Source organism: Mycobacterium sp. EPa45 (assembly GCF_001021385.1).
Lineage (GTDB): Bacteria > Actinomycetota > Actinomycetes > Mycobacteriales > Mycobacteriaceae > Mycobacterium.
This window is the reverse complement of record NZ_CP011773.1, coordinates 3,455,467-3,469,921: the sequence shown is the minus strand read 5'-3', so window position 1 is coordinate 3,469,921 and position 14,455 is coordinate 3,455,467. Positions and strand designations below refer to the sequence as shown.

General features: G+C 67.6%; 18 protein-coding genes. 10 read left to right on the top strand and 8 right to left on the bottom strand.

Features of this window, described 5'->3' with window-relative positions:
• The first annotated feature begins 46 nt into the window (after positions 1-46).
• Positions 47-961 carry a dienelactone hydrolase family protein gene (locus AB431_RS16650; protein WP_047330862.1) on the top strand — a complete coding sequence of 305 codons (915 nt, stop codon included), beginning with the start codon at positions 47-49 and terminating at the stop codon, positions 959-961.
• On the opposite strand, the gene AB431_RS16645 is transcribed toward AB431_RS16650, so the two are convergent.
• Complete coding sequence (locus tag AB431_RS16645) at positions 958-1,305, bottom strand: hypothetical protein (protein ID WP_200902650.1); 348 nt, start codon at positions 1,303-1,305, stop codon at positions 958-960. The genes AB431_RS16650 and AB431_RS16645 overlap by 4 nt on opposite strands.
• 102 nt (positions 1,306-1,407) lie before the next feature.
• On the opposite strand from AB431_RS16645, the gene AB431_RS16640 reads away from it, so the two are divergent.
• Together AB431_RS16640 and AB431_RS16635 are read left to right on the top strand one after the other, a co-directional pair.
• Positions 1,408-2,544, top strand: coding sequence for a glycosyltransferase (locus AB431_RS16640; protein ID WP_047333502.1), 1,137 nt, complete (start codon positions 1,408-1,410; stop codon positions 2,542-2,544).
• Between the two features lie 39 nt (positions 2,545-2,583).
• Positions 2,584-3,000 carry a hypothetical protein gene (locus AB431_RS16635; RefSeq protein ID WP_047330861.1) on the top strand — a complete coding sequence of 139 codons (417 nt, stop codon included), beginning with the start codon at positions 2,584-2,586 and terminating at the stop codon, positions 2,998-3,000.
• On the opposite strand, the gene AB431_RS16630 is transcribed toward AB431_RS16635, so the two are convergent.
• Together AB431_RS16630 and AB431_RS16625 are read right to left on the bottom strand one after the other, a co-directional pair.
• On the bottom strand, positions 2,953-4,263 hold the full coding sequence (locus tag AB431_RS16630; protein WP_047333501.1) for a cytochrome P450: 1,311 nt from the start codon (positions 4,261-4,263) through the stop codon (positions 2,953-2,955). The genes AB431_RS16635 and AB431_RS16630 overlap by 48 nt on opposite strands.
• Positions 4,264-4,304: 41 nt before the next feature.
• Entirely contained in the window at positions 4,305-5,585 is a 1,281-nt protein-coding gene (locus AB431_RS16625; RefSeq protein ID WP_047330860.1) for a cytochrome P450, read from the bottom strand.
• 99 nt (positions 5,586-5,684) lie between these two features.
• Between AB431_RS16625 and AB431_RS16620 the strand changes: the two genes are divergently transcribed.
• Genes AB431_RS16620 through AB431_RS16610 form a run of 3 tightly spaced genes read left to right on the top strand, consistent with a single transcriptional unit; the run spans position 5,685 to position 7,680 of the window.
• Positions 5,685-6,353: a YoaK family protein gene (locus tag AB431_RS16620; protein WP_047330859.1), complete on the top strand. Its 669-nt coding sequence runs from the start codon at positions 5,685-5,687 to the stop codon at positions 6,351-6,353.
• Positions 6,350-7,462: a pyridoxal-phosphate dependent enzyme gene (locus AB431_RS16615; RefSeq protein ID WP_235435696.1), complete on the top strand. Its 1,113-nt coding sequence runs from the start codon at positions 6,350-6,352 to the stop codon at positions 7,460-7,462. Before AB431_RS16620 ends, AB431_RS16615 begins: the two co-directional genes overlap by 4 nt.
• Positions 7,463-7,491: 29 nt before the next feature.
• Positions 7,492-7,680 carry a hypothetical protein gene (locus tag AB431_RS16610; protein ID WP_047330858.1) on the top strand — a complete coding sequence of 63 codons (189 nt, stop codon included), beginning with the start codon at positions 7,492-7,494 and terminating at the stop codon, positions 7,678-7,680.
• Position 7,681: 1 nt separating this feature from the next.
• On the opposite strand, the gene AB431_RS16605 is transcribed toward AB431_RS16610, so the two are convergent.
• On the bottom strand, positions 7,682-8,185 hold the full coding sequence (locus AB431_RS16605) for a nuclear transport factor 2 family protein (RefSeq protein WP_047330857.1): 504 nt from the start codon (positions 8,183-8,185) through the stop codon (positions 7,682-7,684).
• Between the two features lie 41 nt (positions 8,186-8,226).
• Positions 8,227-8,682, bottom strand: a complete 456-nt coding sequence (locus tag AB431_RS16600) for an SRPBCC family protein (RefSeq protein WP_047330856.1) — start codon at positions 8,680-8,682, stop codon at positions 8,227-8,229.
• 37 nt (positions 8,683-8,719) lie between these two features.
• Between AB431_RS16600 and AB431_RS16595 the strand changes: the two genes are divergently transcribed.
• Positions 8,720-9,130, top strand: coding sequence for an SRPBCC family protein (locus AB431_RS16595; RefSeq protein ID WP_047330855.1), 411 nt, complete (start codon positions 8,720-8,722; stop codon positions 9,128-9,130).
• On the opposite strand, the gene AB431_RS16590 is transcribed toward AB431_RS16595, so the two are convergent.
• The gene (locus AB431_RS16590) at positions 9,117-9,941 is read right to left on the bottom strand and encodes a polysaccharide deacetylase family protein (RefSeq protein ID WP_047330854.1); all 825 of its coding nucleotides are present in this window, start codon (positions 9,939-9,941) and stop codon (positions 9,117-9,119) included. The genes AB431_RS16595 and AB431_RS16590 overlap by 14 nt on opposite strands.
• Positions 9,942-10,076: 135 nt before the next feature.
• Here AB431_RS16590 and AB431_RS16585 point away from each other — a divergent pair, with 135 nt between their 5' ends.
• Together AB431_RS16585 and AB431_RS16580 are read left to right on the top strand one after the other, a co-directional pair.
• The gene (locus tag AB431_RS16585) at positions 10,077-10,958 is read left to right on the top strand and encodes a TIGR03854 family LLM class F420-dependent oxidoreductase (protein ID WP_047330853.1); all 882 of its coding nucleotides are present in this window, start codon (positions 10,077-10,079) and stop codon (positions 10,956-10,958) included.
• 18 nt (positions 10,959-10,976) lie between these two features.
• Positions 10,977-11,987 carry a DUF4331 family protein gene (locus AB431_RS16580; RefSeq protein ID WP_047330852.1) on the top strand — a complete coding sequence of 337 codons (1,011 nt, stop codon included), beginning with the start codon at positions 10,977-10,979 and terminating at the stop codon, positions 11,985-11,987.
• Here AB431_RS16580 and AB431_RS16575 read toward each other — a convergent pair.
• Positions 11,984-12,550: a chorismate mutase gene (locus AB431_RS16575; protein ID WP_047330851.1), complete on the bottom strand. Its 567-nt coding sequence runs from the start codon at positions 12,548-12,550 to the stop codon at positions 11,984-11,986. The two genes, AB431_RS16580 and AB431_RS16575, sit on opposite strands and share 4 nt — an antisense overlap.
• 57 nt (positions 12,551-12,607) lie before the next feature.
• Between AB431_RS16575 and AB431_RS16570 the strand changes: the two genes are divergently transcribed.
• A complete protein-coding gene (locus AB431_RS16570) occupies positions 12,608-13,378 on the top strand; it encodes a class I SAM-dependent methyltransferase (protein WP_047333499.1) in 771 nt (256 codons plus the stop codon).
• Between the two features lie 2 nt (positions 13,379-13,380).
• On the opposite strand, the gene AB431_RS16565 is transcribed toward AB431_RS16570, so the two are convergent.
• Positions 13,381-14,451 carry a S1C family serine protease gene (locus AB431_RS16565; RefSeq protein ID WP_047330850.1) on the bottom strand — a complete coding sequence of 357 codons (1,071 nt, stop codon included), beginning with the start codon at positions 14,449-14,451 and terminating at the stop codon, positions 13,381-13,383.
• Positions 14,452-14,455 lie beyond the last annotated feature (4 nt).

The following is a 14,455-nucleotide window of genomic DNA, read 5'->3' as shown; positions in this document are numbered from 1 at the left end:
TCATGCCTTCAGCCCACGGCTACCCAGCAAGCGCATACTCGCCTAGGTGACTCCACTACAGCGCTACATCGCCGAAGAGATCGCCACGGATCACGTGGACGGCCTGCTGAGCCGCCGCGAAGCGCTGCGCAGGCTGGCGTTGCTGGGCGTCGGCGCGGGGGCAGCGAGCGCGCTGATCGCCGCGTGCGCCACCGACAAGCCGAAGGCCGCGTCGTCGCCGTCCTCGTCATCGACCGCCTCACCGACACCCGACGCGCCGCCGCCGGGGATGGCGACGGCACTGCCCACTTCGCCGGTCACCTGGGCCGGCCCGAGGGGGACATTGCAGGGCGCCTGGGCGCAGGCCGCCACCCCACGCGGAGGGGTGCTGGTCATCCACGAGAACAAGGGCCTCAACGACTGGGTGCGCACCGTCGCCGGCCGGCTGGCCGGGATCGGCTACTCCGCACTGGCGATCGACCTGCTCTCCGAGGAGGGCGGTACCGCCAAGTTCACCGACCCCGCCGCGGCAACCGCCGCGCTGGGCACCATCGCACCCGATCGTTTCGTCGCCGATCTACGGTCCGGGCTCGACGAGGTGGCACGCCGCACGCCGGGGCAGAAGCTCGCCGTCGTCGGCTTCTGCTTCGGCGGCGGGCTGGTCTGGCGGCTGTTGGCCACCGGTGAGAAACGACTGGCTGCAGCGGTGCCGTTCTACGGTCCGCTGCCCGACACCCCGATCTTCGCCGGCTCCACGAACGCGGCGGTGCTCGGCTTGTACGGCGCGCTCGACCAACGCGTCACGTCGTCGGAGCCGGCGGCCAAGGCGGCGCTGAATCAGGCCGGTCTGGTCAACGACCTCGTCGTCGAACCCGATGCCGATCATGCGTTCTTCAACGACACCGGACCGCGGTACAACCCGGTCGCCGCTGCTGACGCGTGGACGCGTGTGCAGGACTGGTTTTCTCGGTACGTCGGCTAGTCGAGCCGGACGGTGACCGTCACCCGGCCGCGCTCGTCGCGGTTGGCGACCCCATGGCCGGGTCGTTCGGTGCCGCCGAGCAGGATAGTCAGCGGCGCACCCGCTCCGGTGAAGTTGCGCCACCATTTCTTGCCGTCCGGCATGGCGACCCCGATCAGAATTTCGGAACCACGACGCCGGTAGCCGACGGGCAAAGCCACGGTGCGTCCGCTGCGCCGGCCCGTATAGCGGATCTCAGTCAGCCCGAGCCCGACGATGCGGCCCCATCGCGGCGATGTGATCAGCGCGGTGGCGCCGCGATTCACCGCACCGGCTGCTGCGTGGAGCACCTCCGAAATCCGCACGTGGTCAACGCTAGTCCAATCGGGGCTGTTCACCGCGTGTTCAGGACGCGGAAGCGCTGGGGTCGCCATGTGCACACCGCAGCAAGGTCGGATACGGCCATGATGAGGGTCGCGCAGGTCGCGAACTTCTACGGTCCACGCTCGGGTGGCCTGCGCACGGCGGTCGACCGGCTGGGCGCGGAATACTGCGCGGCGGGGCACGAAGTCTTCCTGATCGTGCCGGGAGCGACGGGTGCCCGCGCCGCGTTGCCGAGCGGTGTCACCCGAATCACTGTGCCCGCCAGGCACATTCCCTTCACCGGTGGATACCGGGCGGTGATGCCCGCCCCGGTGACCGCGCTGCTGGAACGGTTGGCACCCGACGCGATCGAAGTGTCCGACCGGTTCACCCTGCGCTCGCTGGGTGGATGGGGCGCACGGCAGGGTGTCACCACCGTGATGATCTCCCATGAGCGGCTGGACCGGTTGACCGGTCAGGTCATGCCAAGGCCGCTGGCGCGCCGGATCGCCGACATGGCCAACCGACGCACCGCGGCGAACTACGACACAGTGCTGTGTACCACCAGCTTTGCCCGAGAAGAGTTCGACCGCATCGGCGCCACCAACGTGATGACCGTGCCGCTGGGTGTGGACCTGGACATGTTCCATCCCAACCGGTTCTGCACCCGAACCCGCAACCGCTGGGCCGCCCCGGACCAGGTTCTGCTGGTGCACTGCGGCCGGCTGTCGGTCGAGAAACGCGCCGACCGAAGTATCGATGCGCTTGCCGCCCTTCGTGATTCGGGTGTCGATGCCCGACTGGTGATCGCCGGCGATGGACCGATGCGGGCGCGCCTGCAGCGACAGGCCGCGCGCCTGCCGGTCGACTTCACCGGTTTCATCGACTCGCGAAACGCCGTTGCCACCCTGCTGGCCTCCGCCGACGTCGCCCTGGCGCCCGGCCCGCACGAGACGTTCGGCTTGGCTGCGTTGGAGGCGCTGGCTTGTGGTACACCGGCGGTGGTGTCGCGCACCTCCGCACTGACCGAGATCCTGACTTCTGACAGCGGCGCATGTGCGGACAATGATCCGCAGGCGATCGCCGCGGCCGTCGCCGGTGTCATCGGCCGTCCCGAGCAGCAGCGGCGGTATTGCGCTCGTCGGCGTGCCGAGACTTTCACCTGGCCACGGTCGGCGGCGGGCATGCTGACGGCGCTGGGCGGTTTGGCAGGGGGCCGCGACGGGAACGCCGTGAATTGACGGTGCCGCATCAGCGGCCCGCTCACTGAAGGAGCCAGCATGGCCTCGAACAATGTCGTGTGGATCGTTATCGCCGTCATCGCCGCGCTGATCGTCGTCGCCGCCCTTGTCTGGGTTGGCCGCAAGCGGCAGATCAGCCGCCGTGTCGCGAAGGCCGACGAGATCCGCGAAGGGGTCCGCGAGGACCACGTCAAGGTGCAGCGCCGTGAGGCATTGGCTGCCGAAACCGCTGCGAAAGCCCGTGCGGCGCAAGCCGAAGCGGAGGCCAAGGCAGCCGAGGCGGCCCGCCTGCAGGAGCACGCCGAAAAGCATCGCACCGAGGCCTCCGCCCATCGCGAAGACCTCGACCAGCGCGCGCAGGAGGCCGACTCGCTCGACCCCCGGGTCTCCGACGGCGAGCGCGCCGAATCAGTCGCGCGAGGAGATCAGCCCGGGCGCACCCAGGCTGACCGGTAGTTCGGCCCACCCACGCAGCACCCGGGTGTCGCGGCGGCTGCCGAGCCCGGCCAACCGCGCCTCGGGGAAGTGCGTGAAGAACCGGCGCAGGCCCACCTCGCCCTCGGCGCGCGCCAGCGCCGCCCCGAGGCAGAAGTGCCGTCCACCGGAAAAGGCAAGGTGCTTACCGGCATTCGGCCGGGCAACATCGAAGCGGTGCGGGTCGTCGAACACGGCCGGGTCGCGGTTGGCGGCGGCGAGATAGATCGCCACCATATCGCCGGCCCGCACGGTGGCGCCGGCAACCTCGGTGTCGCGCAGCGCGATGCGTGCCGACAACTGCACCGGCGACTCGAGGCGGAGAATCTCTTCGACCGCGTTCGGCCACAGCGACGGATCTTCGCGCAACCGGGCAAGCTGATCAGGGGAGTTCAGCAGCAACCGAATTCCATTGCCCAGCAGGTTCACTGTGGTCTCGAATCCGGCGGCGAGCACCAGACCGGCGACGCCCTGCAGCTCGGTCTCGTCGAGGTACTGACCGTCCTCGGACGCGGCGATCAGCTGGCTCATCAGATCGTCACCCGGGTGCTCGCGCAGGTGGCGAAGGTGCGCGGACAGCCACCGGTTGAAGCCGGCGAGGCCGGCCTGCACCCGCTGGTACTGCGACCAGGACAACCCGACGTCCAGGCTGGGTGCGGCGAGTTCGCCGAACTCCAGAATCCGCGGGCGGTCGGCATCCGGCACGCCGAGAATGTCGCCGATGATCGCGACGGGCAGCTGCGAGCAGTACCGGTCGACGATGTCGACGACGCCCGGTCCGTCCGACAAGCCGTCGAGCAGATCAGCGGCGGTCTCCTCGACCCGGTCGCGCAGCGCGGCCACCGCACGCGAGGTGAACACCGACGAGACGGTCTTGCGATAGCGGGTGTGCTCCGGTGGCTCGACGGCCAGCAGTGACGGCGGGCGCAGGGGGTGCAGCAGGTCGTCACGGGTGTGTCGCTCCACCCATCGCAGCGGCTTGGGCAGATTGCCGCCGAGAATGATCACCCGGAAATCGTCGGACCGCAGCAACTCGTGCGCCACCGCGTGGTCGAGGGTGAGGAAACCCAGGCGGGTGGGGATCATCGGGCCCGCAGGACGCATCTCCTCGATGAACGAGACCGGGTCGGTGCGCACCGTCGGGTCGAATGCCATCCGGGCCTGCGGGTCGCCGCGCCGGGCCGCCACGCTGGCCACCGCTCGGATCACGCCGTGCATCACCAACCAGTGCACCCGCTGCTTCATGCTCATCACGCTACGAGGGTGCCGCGGTGCGCGCCACAACCTCAGGCAGGCGACCAGCTGACCGGCAGCCGCTTGATGCCATGGATGAACGCCGAAAGCAGCATCGACGGCTCTTCGGTCACCGCGATGTCCGGCATGCGACGGTGCAGTTCGGAGAACACCACGGCGATCTCGCGGCGGGCCAGATTGGCGCCCAGGCAGAAGTGCGCACCACCGCCGCCGAACCCGACATGATGGTTGGGGGTGCGGGTGACATCGAAGAGCCACGGGTTGGCGAACTTGTCTTCGTCACGGTTGGCCGAGGCGTACCACATGGTCACCTTGTCGCCCTCGGCCATCGTGACGCCGCTGAGCTCGACGTCACGGGTGACCGTGCGGCGCATGTAGATCACCGGCGACGCCCACCGCACCACCTCCTCGACCGCGGTACCGCTGACGTCCTCGAAGTTGTCCCACCAGATCTGGCGCTGCTCGGGATAGCGGGTCAGCGCCAGAACCCCGTGGCTGATGGCGTTGCGGGTGGTCTCGTTACCTGCGACGGCCAGCAGGATGAAGAACGACGCGATCTCGGCCGACGTCAGCCGCTCCCCGTCGACCTCGGCGGCCACCAGCGCGGTCGTCAGGTCTTCACGGGGGTTGACCCGCCGATCCTCGGCGAGGGCGGTGGCGTAGGCGCCGATGTCGAAGGCCACTTTGAGGAACTCGTCGAAATCGGTGGTCAGGTCGGGGTCGCCGAAGCCCAGAATGATGTTGGTCCAATGGAAGATCCGGTCGTGGTCTTCTTCGGGGATGCCCATCATGTCGCAGATGACCTGCAACGGCAGCGGGCCGGACAGCTCGGTCACCAGTTCGGCGTTGCCGTCCGGGTGGTTGGCGATCATCGCCGACACGAGTTGCTGCGCGCGGTCGCGCACCGACTCCTCGGTGCGGGCCACCACCTTCGGGGTGAAGGCGCTGCGCACGATGTTGCGCAGCCGGGCATGCCGCGGGTCGTCCAGCGCGATCATCGAGCCGAAGTACTCGGCGACCTCGGGGATCTGGTCGCCGATGGTGATATTGGGGTAGGAACTGAAGATCTCCGGATGGCGGCTGGCGTAGAAGACATCGTCGAGCTTGGTCAGGGCCCAATGGCCGGGGCCCGGCTCGATACCCTCGAACTCCACCTCACCGAAGAACTTGATCGGGGCCTCGCGGCGAAGGGTCGCGAATGCGCCGTCGCGCAGCGAATCGTCCATGCCCCAGAACTCGAAGGTGCCCAGATTGATGTCTTCGAGGGGCATCTCGGGTGGCTGCTGACCATTGATTCGAGTGGCGATGCCCATGCGGATCCGTTCCGTCGTCGTGCTGCGGTCAGTACGACAGTAGATTCTCGCCTCCTGCGCTCGTGATCATTTCCGTATTCAGGCAAGCTTGCTGCCACGATGACGCGCACCTCGACGACACTGCGTTTCGGCTTGCTGCTCACGCTGGCAAACGGCTTCCTGGACGCCTACACCTACCTGGCCCGTGGCGGGGTGTTCGCGAACGTGCAGACAGCCAACGTCATCTTGTTCGCGCTCAACATGAGTCACCGCAATCTCACCGGGGCGCTTGCGCATGTCTGGCCGCTGCTCGCGTTCTTCGCCGGCGTGGGGCTGGCATCGCATCTCAAGTCGGGCCGGGTGGAGCGGTATCTCAAGCACCCGATGCGCTGGACCATGCTGCTGCAGGCCGTTGTCCTGTTCACGATCGGTTTCGTACCGACCACCGTCGCGCACAGCTATGTGACGGTGCCCATCTCATTCGTCGCGGCAATGCAGATCGGGTTGTTCCGGAATATCGGTGATTTCGTGTATCTGCCGGTGGCAACCACCGGCAACTTGATGCGCCTGGTGGAAAGTGGTTATACCGGCTTCGTGGACCGCGATTCCACAGCGCGGCAGGCGTTCACCACGTACGTCTGGCTGACCGTGTCCTTCACCGGCGGCGCGGTGATCGGTGCCTTCGCCACCCGGGCGTGGAGCGTGCACGCAATCTGGATCCCCGCGGCGGTGTTGTTCGTCACGCTGATCCTGTTCGTCGTCGATGAGCGCAAGGGGATCGAGCCATGAATCTGCCGCCGCTGCAATGCCGCTCGTGTGGGCGCGAATTCGACGTCGCCGAGCTGGTGTGGCGATGTGCGTGTGGGGGATTGCTCGACGTGACGCGCACGTGGCGGCCCACTGCGCAGTCAGTCCTGCCGGTGCCGGTGGGTCGATCGATCACGCTGGGTGAGGGCAACACCCCGATGATCCCGTCGCAGACCCTGCCGAGCGTTCGGTTCAAGCTCGAATTCCTCAGTCCCACCTTGTCTTTCAAGGACCGCGGAGCAGTGGTGCTGGCAGCGTTGGCCGCGGAGCTGCGCGTCGGCAGGGCCGTGGTGGACAGCAGCGGCAATGCCGGTACGGCGGCCGCGGCCTATTTCGCCAGGGCCGGCATCGACTGCGAGGTGCTGGTTCCGGCGTCGACCTCACCGGAAAAGCTCGCCCAGATCCGGGCGCACGGCGCCACCCTGACCCTGGTACCGGGCAGCCGGGCCGATACCGCCGCTGCGGCAATGGACATCGCCGCGCTCCCCGGCATGTTCTACGCCAGCCACGTCTACCACCCGTACTTCATGCACGGTGTGAAGACCTACGGCTACGAGATCTGGCAGCAGAACGGACGCCGCCTGCCGTCGGGGGTGCTGGTCCCGGTCGGCAACGGCACTCTGCTGCTGGGCTGTTATCTGGCGTTCGCCGAACTCGTCGCGGCCGGGCTCGCGGACCGGATGCCGGCGCTGTTCGCGGTTCAGGCGGCCGGCTGCGCACCGCTGGCGGCGGTATGGGAGGGCGCGGTATGGGAGGGCGCGGTATGGGAGGGCACGGAATACGCTGCCGCGCCGACGGTGGCCGAGGGCATCGCGATCACCGCACCGCCGCGCGCCGAACAGATCCTGGCGGCGGTTCGGGCCTGCGGCGGCACGATCGTCACCGTCGACGACGACGCGATCGTCGCCGGGCGTCATGCGTTGGCGCGGGAGGGCTTGTTCGTCGAGCCGACGGCAGCGGTCTGCTACGCCGCCGCCGTCGCCGCGCCCGGCCGATCAGAGTCGAACTGGCGGCGGCTCAATGATTTCTTGGCAGGAGGCGACATGGTGCTTCCACTGTGCGGCGCGGGTCTCAAGCATCCGGGCGATTGAACTGCGCTCACGCGGGGAAGCAATGAAGCATGGCAACCTATCGCGTGATCAACCCCAAGGGCGACGTCGTCGACACGAAGGACATCGAGAGCGCCGAGGACGCCCACGCCTGGTTCGTCGATTCCAAAGCGGACAACTCTGAATTGGGCTGGCGCATGGAAGTCGAGCACGACGGTGAGTGGAGCTTCTTCGACGACAGCGAAGGTAGCCCGGACTGACTCAGGCCAGATCCCATCCCATGTTGCGGGCGAAAACCACCGCATCATCGGAAATGGTGCCCAGCTTCTTCGACGCTTCGATGTAGCCGCGCACCATCGGCATGAAATTCATCGGGTTGTATGCGTCTTCCTCGTAACTCCACAGCCCGTCGCCGGCGTACTTGAGCACCGAGATGTTCGGCTCCTCATGGATGCTGCCGTCGCCGGGATCGCGCATCCGATTCTGGAACTCGCAGATCACCCAACCCTTGTCCACATCGATCGAATGCCAAGTCGAGGGGAACCAGGGCATCTCGTTGCCGGGAAATGTGTTCATGGTGTTGACGATCCACGTGCGGATCGCTTCCCGGCCATGGAACGTCCCGTAGGAATGTTCGACGTAGGTGGCGTCTTCGGTGAACTGGTCGGCGAATCGCGACCAGTCCCAGCTGTCGGCGATACCGACGACAACCTGCTTGTGTTCCTCGAACGCCGACGCGATTTCCTCGTGTGACCACCGACCCATGCACCGGTTCTATCAAACGGACCGGCAGGTGTGGCGACGATTCAGTCCTTCTCCACGACCTTCTTGATCCGTTCCAGTGTGGTGCGCATGTCTCGCTTGTTGCGGCGGACCCGCAGCTGCCCGCCGAACAACTCGAAGAGCCGCACCCCGGGGAAGTCGGCGAGCCGGAAGGACTCCGTCACGTCGGTGCCGTCACCTTGTGGGTCCAGCCGGTAGTGCCAGTTGTTGACCACTTTGTCGCCGGCCAGGACGGCGAAGCCGAATTCGCGTCCGGGTTCGCAGGCGGTGACGCGGCAGGTGGTCCAGTACACCGGGCCGATCTCGTTGCGGCGCACGTGGCCGCGGAACTTCGCGCCCAGTGCGGGACCGGTGGCGCCGCCGAGCCACTCAGACTCGAACACCTCCGGCGAGAACTCGCCGGTCCTGGTGATGTCGGAGATGACATTCCAGATCTTGTCGGCCGGTGCGGCCATGTGCACTGTCACGGAGCCTTCCATGACGCTGATCCTATGCAGCAGGCGTAGCGTTTCAGCCATGGGCTCAGGTGTGCGACTTCGGCTGCCCATGGTGCGGGTGGATCGCGCTATCGAGGCTCCGCCTGAAGCGGTCTGGAGCGTGCTAGTCGATCTGGATGCCTGGCCGCGATGGGGCCCGACGATCAGCGGGGCCGCACTCGATGACGGTGGCAAGCAGCTCACAGCCGGGTCGACCGGACGGGTGTGGGCGCTACCCGGCGTCAGCGTGCCGTTCACGGTCACCGAGTTCGATGCGGGACGACGGTGGGCGTGGTCGGTCGTCGGGGTGCCGGCCACCGCTCACGGCGTCGAGTCGGCGCCGGGTGGCTGCCGGGCCTGGTTCGAGGTGCCGATATGGGCCGCGCCGTACGCTGCTGTGTGCGCAATTGCGTTGCGGCGCATCGAAACTCTGGCCGCTACGCGGACGTGACGTGCGGGATCTCCGGCTGTAGGAACACATCGTTGAGAGTGACCGTGCGCAGGTTGCGTGACCGGATGACGTCGACCAGTGCGGGAAAGACGTGGGTGACCGGCGGGTGGTTGAGGTGCCCGATCACGATGTTCTGCTGAATGAAGTACTGGTCGGCCATCTTCACGATGAAGTCCTCGGCAACCGGGGTGGAGTCGGCCAGCGAACCCGCCCACAGGGTGGGAACCCGGTATCCCAGGTCGGCGGCCACCGCGTCGACGGCATCGTTGTGATTGCCGTAGGGCGGGCGGAAGTACGGTGTGGCGTCGGTACCGAATGTGTTGCGCAGGAATCGGTCGTTGCGCTGCAACTGGTCGGCGACCTGTTCCTTGGTCAGCGTGGTGAGGTCCGGATGTGACCAGGTGTGGTTGCCGAGCTGGATCTGGCCGGAATCCACCAGCGGTCGCAGCAGGGCGGCATTGTCCCGCCAGGAGTCGTAGACCCCGTTGACGAAGAATGTCAGCCGGATCCCGGTGTCCTTGGCCAGTTGCGTATAAAGGCGGACCACGTCGGAATCCACGCCGTCATCGACGGTGAGCGCCAGCAGATCCCCCTTGCCGGGGATCCTGGTCAGCTCACCGCCACCCGGCAACGGGATTCGCGCCGTCACCGGCGGCGGGGGCAGCAGCGGTGCCGCGCCGATCGGCGGCGGGGGAGCCTTGGCGGCCAACGGCGCAGGCGCCTGCGACATCGCGATTGCGCTGGATGCGCCGACAAGTCCGGCCGAGGCGAACAACCCGATCACGAACTGGCGGCGGGTTACCTCGGGCACGTCACGATCCTGCGTCCTGAAGTCACATCCGTAACACCCGTCACACCCATAGGCTAAGCTGCGCGACCGCCCAAACCGGGTACATCCGCCACTGTGTCGCCTTCGCAAGCGGGATACCGTGGCGGGGTGGGCGCAGTGAAGATCCGGTTCGGGGTCAGTTTGGGGTTCAACACCGGAGTCGAGGAACTGCCGCGCATCGTCGATCGGCTCGAGTCCGCGGGCGTCGACTCGCTGTGGTTCTCGGAGTTGGTCTACACCCCCGCCGTCGACCCGTTCGCCGGGATGGCCTACACCCTGGGCCGCACCAGCCGGCTGAAGGTCGGCACCTCGGTGGCGGTACTGCCCGGCCGCAACCCGGTGCTGGTCGCCAAACAGCTGGCATCGCTGGCCGCCCTGGCTCCAAAGCGGGTGCTGCCGGCATTCGGTCTGCGCCCGGCGTCGAAGGCGGAATGGGACTTGTTCCCGGTCCCCGACGGGCAGCGCGCCGCGGTGTTCGACGAAGCCTTGGAAGTGTTGCGCGCCTTGCTCACTGGTGACGAGGTCACGTTCGACGGCCGGTACTTTCAACTCGCCGGTGTGTCGCTGGGCGTCCAGCCGCCGGGCCCGGTCGACATCTGGCTCGGCGGCTCGGCGCCCGCCGCGTTTCGCCGGATCGGGCGGCTGGCCGACGGCTGGCTTGGCAGCTTCCTCACTGCTGAGGAGGCGCGCGGCGCGCGGGAGAGCATCGAGCGGGCCGCCGCCGAGGCGGGTCGCACGGTCGAGCCGGACCACTACGGGCTGAGCCTGGCGGTCGCCGACGGTCAGCTGCCCGGCGAGATCGCCGCCGCCGTCCGGTCCCGGCGGTCCGACGTCGATCCGGCCGAATTGATCGCCGGCGACTGGCCGCAGCTGCACCGGCAGCTTGACGGGCTGATCGCCGCGGGGCTGAGCAAGTTCGTCATCCGGCCGGTCGGCGAGACGCCGGTGGACGAGTTCATCGAACGTTTCATCGACGAGCTGTTGCCGCGGCAGAACTGATCCGGCAGAGTACCGCTGATGTCGAATCACTTCACCGGCCTGAGCCTCGGCCCACCACTGGGCGACCAGCGACTGGATCTTTGTGATCTCTATGCATTTCAGTCGCCGGCCGACGCGGGCCGAACGGTGCTCATCTTGAACGCCAACCCGAACGCCGACGCCCTGCATCCCGACGCGATCTATCGGTTGGCTGTCGACAACAACGGCGACCTGCGCAACGACATCGCGTTCAGCTTCGTGTTCTCGGTGCCCGAGGACGGGCGCCAGACCGTCGATGTCTTCAAGGCGGTCGGCGACGAGGCCGAGTCACCATATGCCGTGGGCGAGAAGATCTTCGAGGCTGTCGACGTGTCGTTCGGACCGACCGCCAATGTCGTCTCGTCGGACGGCTACACCTTCGCCGCCGGTGCGCGCAGCGACGCGTTCTTCTTCGACTTCGACGGCATCAAGAATCTGTTCGACATCACCGGCGGCCGTAACTTCACCGCGCCACATCTCGGCGGTGAATCGCCGTGGACCGGGGTGGACTCGAACACAAGCGCCAACGTGTTCTCGATCGCCATCGAGCTGCCGACCGCCGAGCTCGGCCCCGATCCCGACCTCCGGATATGGGGGCGCTGCAGCCTCAACCGCGACGGCGAACTGCTCCACGTCGACCGCGCCGGTCACCCGTCGGTGAGCAGCTTCTTCAACACCGACGACACCAAAGAGGAATACAACGCCAGCGAGCCGATCCGCGACCGCGAGCGCTGGATCGGGCAGTTCATCCACTTGATGGGGCATACCGGTGGTTACACCGATGACGAGGCCATCGAGGCGATCGACACCGAGGGCACCCTGCCCGACATGCTGACGTTCGATCCGGCCAAGCCGGCCAAGTACCCGAACGGGCGGACGTTCAAAGACGACGTCATCGACTATCGGCTGGCGTTCCTGACCAAGGGCGACTGCCCGCCCAGCGGTCTCGCCCCGCACACCGACACCCTGGACGTGTTCCCCTACCTGGGCAACCCGCACCCCTCGGATTAGAACCCGCAGTACGACCGGGTGGCGGCGTCCAGCGCCGTGCGGTACAGATCGTCGAACTGGCGCTGCGCGGCGACTGCGTTCTTGGCCGCGTCCAGCTCGACGCCGCATCCCGGTGAGTGCAACAGCGGCCCCTGCGCGGCGATCTGTTCGACCATTCGGCGATTGAGGGCGTCGATCGCCGTGCGGGACGATGCGAGGTCAGGGGCGGATGTCGGGGCCCCGGCCGGGTCGAACTTCCAGCCGGCGAACCTCGCGTACTCGATCGCCTCGGTGGCATTGATCTGGTTGGTGAAGATAGTGGCAACGTAATCGGTTGCCACACCACGTGATTCGGCATCCTTGGACACCGCGGCCAGCACCTGCTGCACCCGGGCGGGGTCGGTGATCGGGCCGCCGGTCAACCACTTGTTGGCGGCCACCGCGTCAGCGGTCTGCAGGCGCTGCGCCGCCGCGTCGACCAGTTCGTACAGCGGTCCCGGTGAATCGGCCAAGGCCGGTGCGGCGGTCGCCAGCGCCGTGATCGCCATCATCGCTGCGGCGCCGCGCGCCAGGGCAGTGGTCATGAGACCCATCCTTGACGACTATTGCCCCCGATACCGGCATTGACGTTAACTGTGTCGGTGGCGGACTGGAGCGGCCGGGACTACAGCCGGGTCAGCAGCCTGCAGCGCACGGTCGCCGCCGAGACACTGGCCGAACTCGTCGTCGACGGTGGCGAGTGGGTCCTCGACATCGGTTGCGGCGACGGCTTCCTCACCCGCGAGATCGGCACCCGCCTCCCACGCGGCTACATCGTCGGAGTCGACGCCTCGCCGCGGATGGTCGCCACCGCAGGGCATTCCGGCCCGTCGTCGCCGGCCGGGCCGGTTTTCGTATGCGCCGACGCGCGACAACTGCCGTTCGGCAGGAGCTTCGACATGGTCGTCTCGTTCAACGCGTTGCACTGGGTGGTTCAGCTCGGCGACGCGATCGCCGGTATCGCCGCGGTGCTGCGCCCGCAGGGCCGCGCCCTGATCCAAATGGTCTGCGGGGGAACGCGACCCAGCATCGAGTCCACTGCCATGCAGGTGGCCGCCGGCGACCGCTGGGTATCCTATTTCGCCGGATTCAGCGCTCCCTTCAGCCATCCCGATCCGGCAGCGCTGCGCGAACTGGCCGAAAGTTGCGGTCTGCGGGTGGATGCGATGACGGTGCGTGACCGCGAGTGGGATTTCGGGACCGTCGAGCGGTTCACCGCCTGGTGCAGTGTGGGTTCGACGGCGTGGACCGACCGTCTGCCCGATTCTGACCGTGCGGCGTTTGTCGACGATATGGTCGGCGCCTACCAGCCGGTCGCCGGCCGTCCGGGTCTGTTCCGGTTCATGCAGCTGCGGGCCGAGTTGCGGGCCTGAGTTCAGCCGACCGGGCCCGCGCCGAGCACGATGGGCGCGCTGCGGGGATTGCCCTCGCGGTCCACCCAGTTCAACGTGATGGTGTCACCGGGATGGTGGGCGTCCATGAAGTTGGAGAGGTCGGTGGCGGTGTTGATCGGCACCCCGTCCGCCGAGGTGATGACGTCACCCGCCGCGAGGCCCGCGCCGCGTGCGGCGGTATCCGGAAGAACCTGGCGCACAACGGCTCCCGATGGTCCGCCGGCTGCCGGGTCGGCGATTCCGACACCGATGAAGGCGGTGTCGCCGATATGAATGCCGGGGCCGCCGCCGGACCGGATCGCGCCCGCGACGCCGAGCGCACGGTCGATCGGGATCGCGAAGCCCTCGCCGCCGCGCACGTTGCCCATCCGGTAGGTCAGCGTCGCGGCGACGTTGACGCCGACCACCTGGCCGGCAGCGTTGACCAGCGGGCCACCGGAATCACCGGGGCGCACGTCGGCGGCCACCCGGATCAGATCGGTGAGCTCCCGTGAGCCACCGCCGGATTCGTCGGATGCCCGCACTGAAGCGCCGAGCTGCGTGACATTGCCCGGCGAGAAACTCGGGGCCCCACCCGCCCCACCGGCATTGCCGATCGCCGCGATCGGGTCACCGACCGCCAGCGACGACGAGGTGCCCAGTGATGCGACGGGCAGGTCCCCGGCGCCACGCAACCGCACCAGGGCGATGTCATTGGCCCGGTCGAAGCCGATGACGTCGACAGGGTAGGTGCGCCCGTTGGCCAGGCTGGTCGCCGTGATGCTGGTGGCGCCTTCGATGACGTGGTTGTTGGTCAGCACCTCGCCGCTGGGATCGAGCACGATGCCGGTGCCCGCACCGACGGCGCTCTGATAGTTGAGCGTCGTGTTGATGTCGACCAGGCCAGGGGTGACCCGGCCCATCACCGCCGACTGGTCCAGCGGCGCCAGGGGAGCCGGCACACCAACTACAGGTGCCGCGTGGGCCGGTCCGGAGAGCAGACCGGGCACCAGCAGAAGGGCGGCCAGCACGGTCAATAGCCGGCGCCGATGACGAGATGGCGTTGCGTCCATGACT

Bases quoted from the DNA above. Each gene is read 5' to 3' on its own strand.
- AB431_RS16620 (WP_047330859.1), top strand. From the start codon at position 5,685: ATGACGCGCACCTCGACGACACTGCGTTTCGGCTTGCTGCTCACGCTG.
- AB431_RS16610 (WP_047330858.1), top strand. From the start codon at position 7,492: ATGGCAACCTATCGCGTGATCAACCCCAAGGGCGACGTCGTCGACACG.
- AB431_RS16595 (WP_047330855.1), top strand. From the start codon at position 8,720: ATGGGCTCAGGTGTGCGACTTCGGCTGCCCATGGTGCGGGTGGATCGC.
- AB431_RS16605 (WP_047330857.1), bottom strand. From the start codon at position 8,185: ATGGGTCGGTGGTCACACGAGGAAATCGCGTCGGCGTTCGAGGAACAC.
- AB431_RS16640 (WP_047333502.1), top strand. From the start codon at position 1,408: ATGAGGGTCGCGCAGGTCGCGAACTTCTACGGTCCACGCTCGGGTGGC.
- AB431_RS16625 (WP_047330860.1), bottom strand. From the start codon at position 5,585: ATGGGCATCGCCACTCGAATCAATGGTCAGCAGCCACCCGAGATGCCC.
- AB431_RS16600 (WP_047330856.1), bottom strand. From the start codon at position 8,682: ATGGAAGGCTCCGTGACAGTGCACATGGCCGCACCGGCCGACAAGATC.
- AB431_RS16575 (WP_047330851.1), bottom strand. From the start codon at position 12,550: ATGACCACTGCCCTGGCGCGCGGCGCCGCAGCGATGATGGCGATCACG.
- AB431_RS16635 (WP_047330861.1), top strand. From the start codon at position 2,584: ATGGCCTCGAACAATGTCGTGTGGATCGTTATCGCCGTCATCGCCGCG.
- AB431_RS16580 (WP_047330852.1), top strand. From the start codon at position 10,977: ATGTCGAATCACTTCACCGGCCTGAGCCTCGGCCCACCACTGGGCGAC.
- AB431_RS16630 (WP_047333501.1), bottom strand. From the start codon at position 4,263: ATGAAGCAGCGGGTGCACTGGTTGGTGATGCACGGCGTGATCCGAGCG.
- AB431_RS16615 (WP_235435696.1), top strand. From the start codon at position 6,350: ATGAATCTGCCGCCGCTGCAATGCCGCTCGTGTGGGCGCGAATTCGAC.
- AB431_RS16565 (WP_047330850.1), bottom strand. From the start codon at position 14,451: ATGGACGCAACGCCATCTCGTCATCGGCGCCGGCTATTGACCGTGCTG.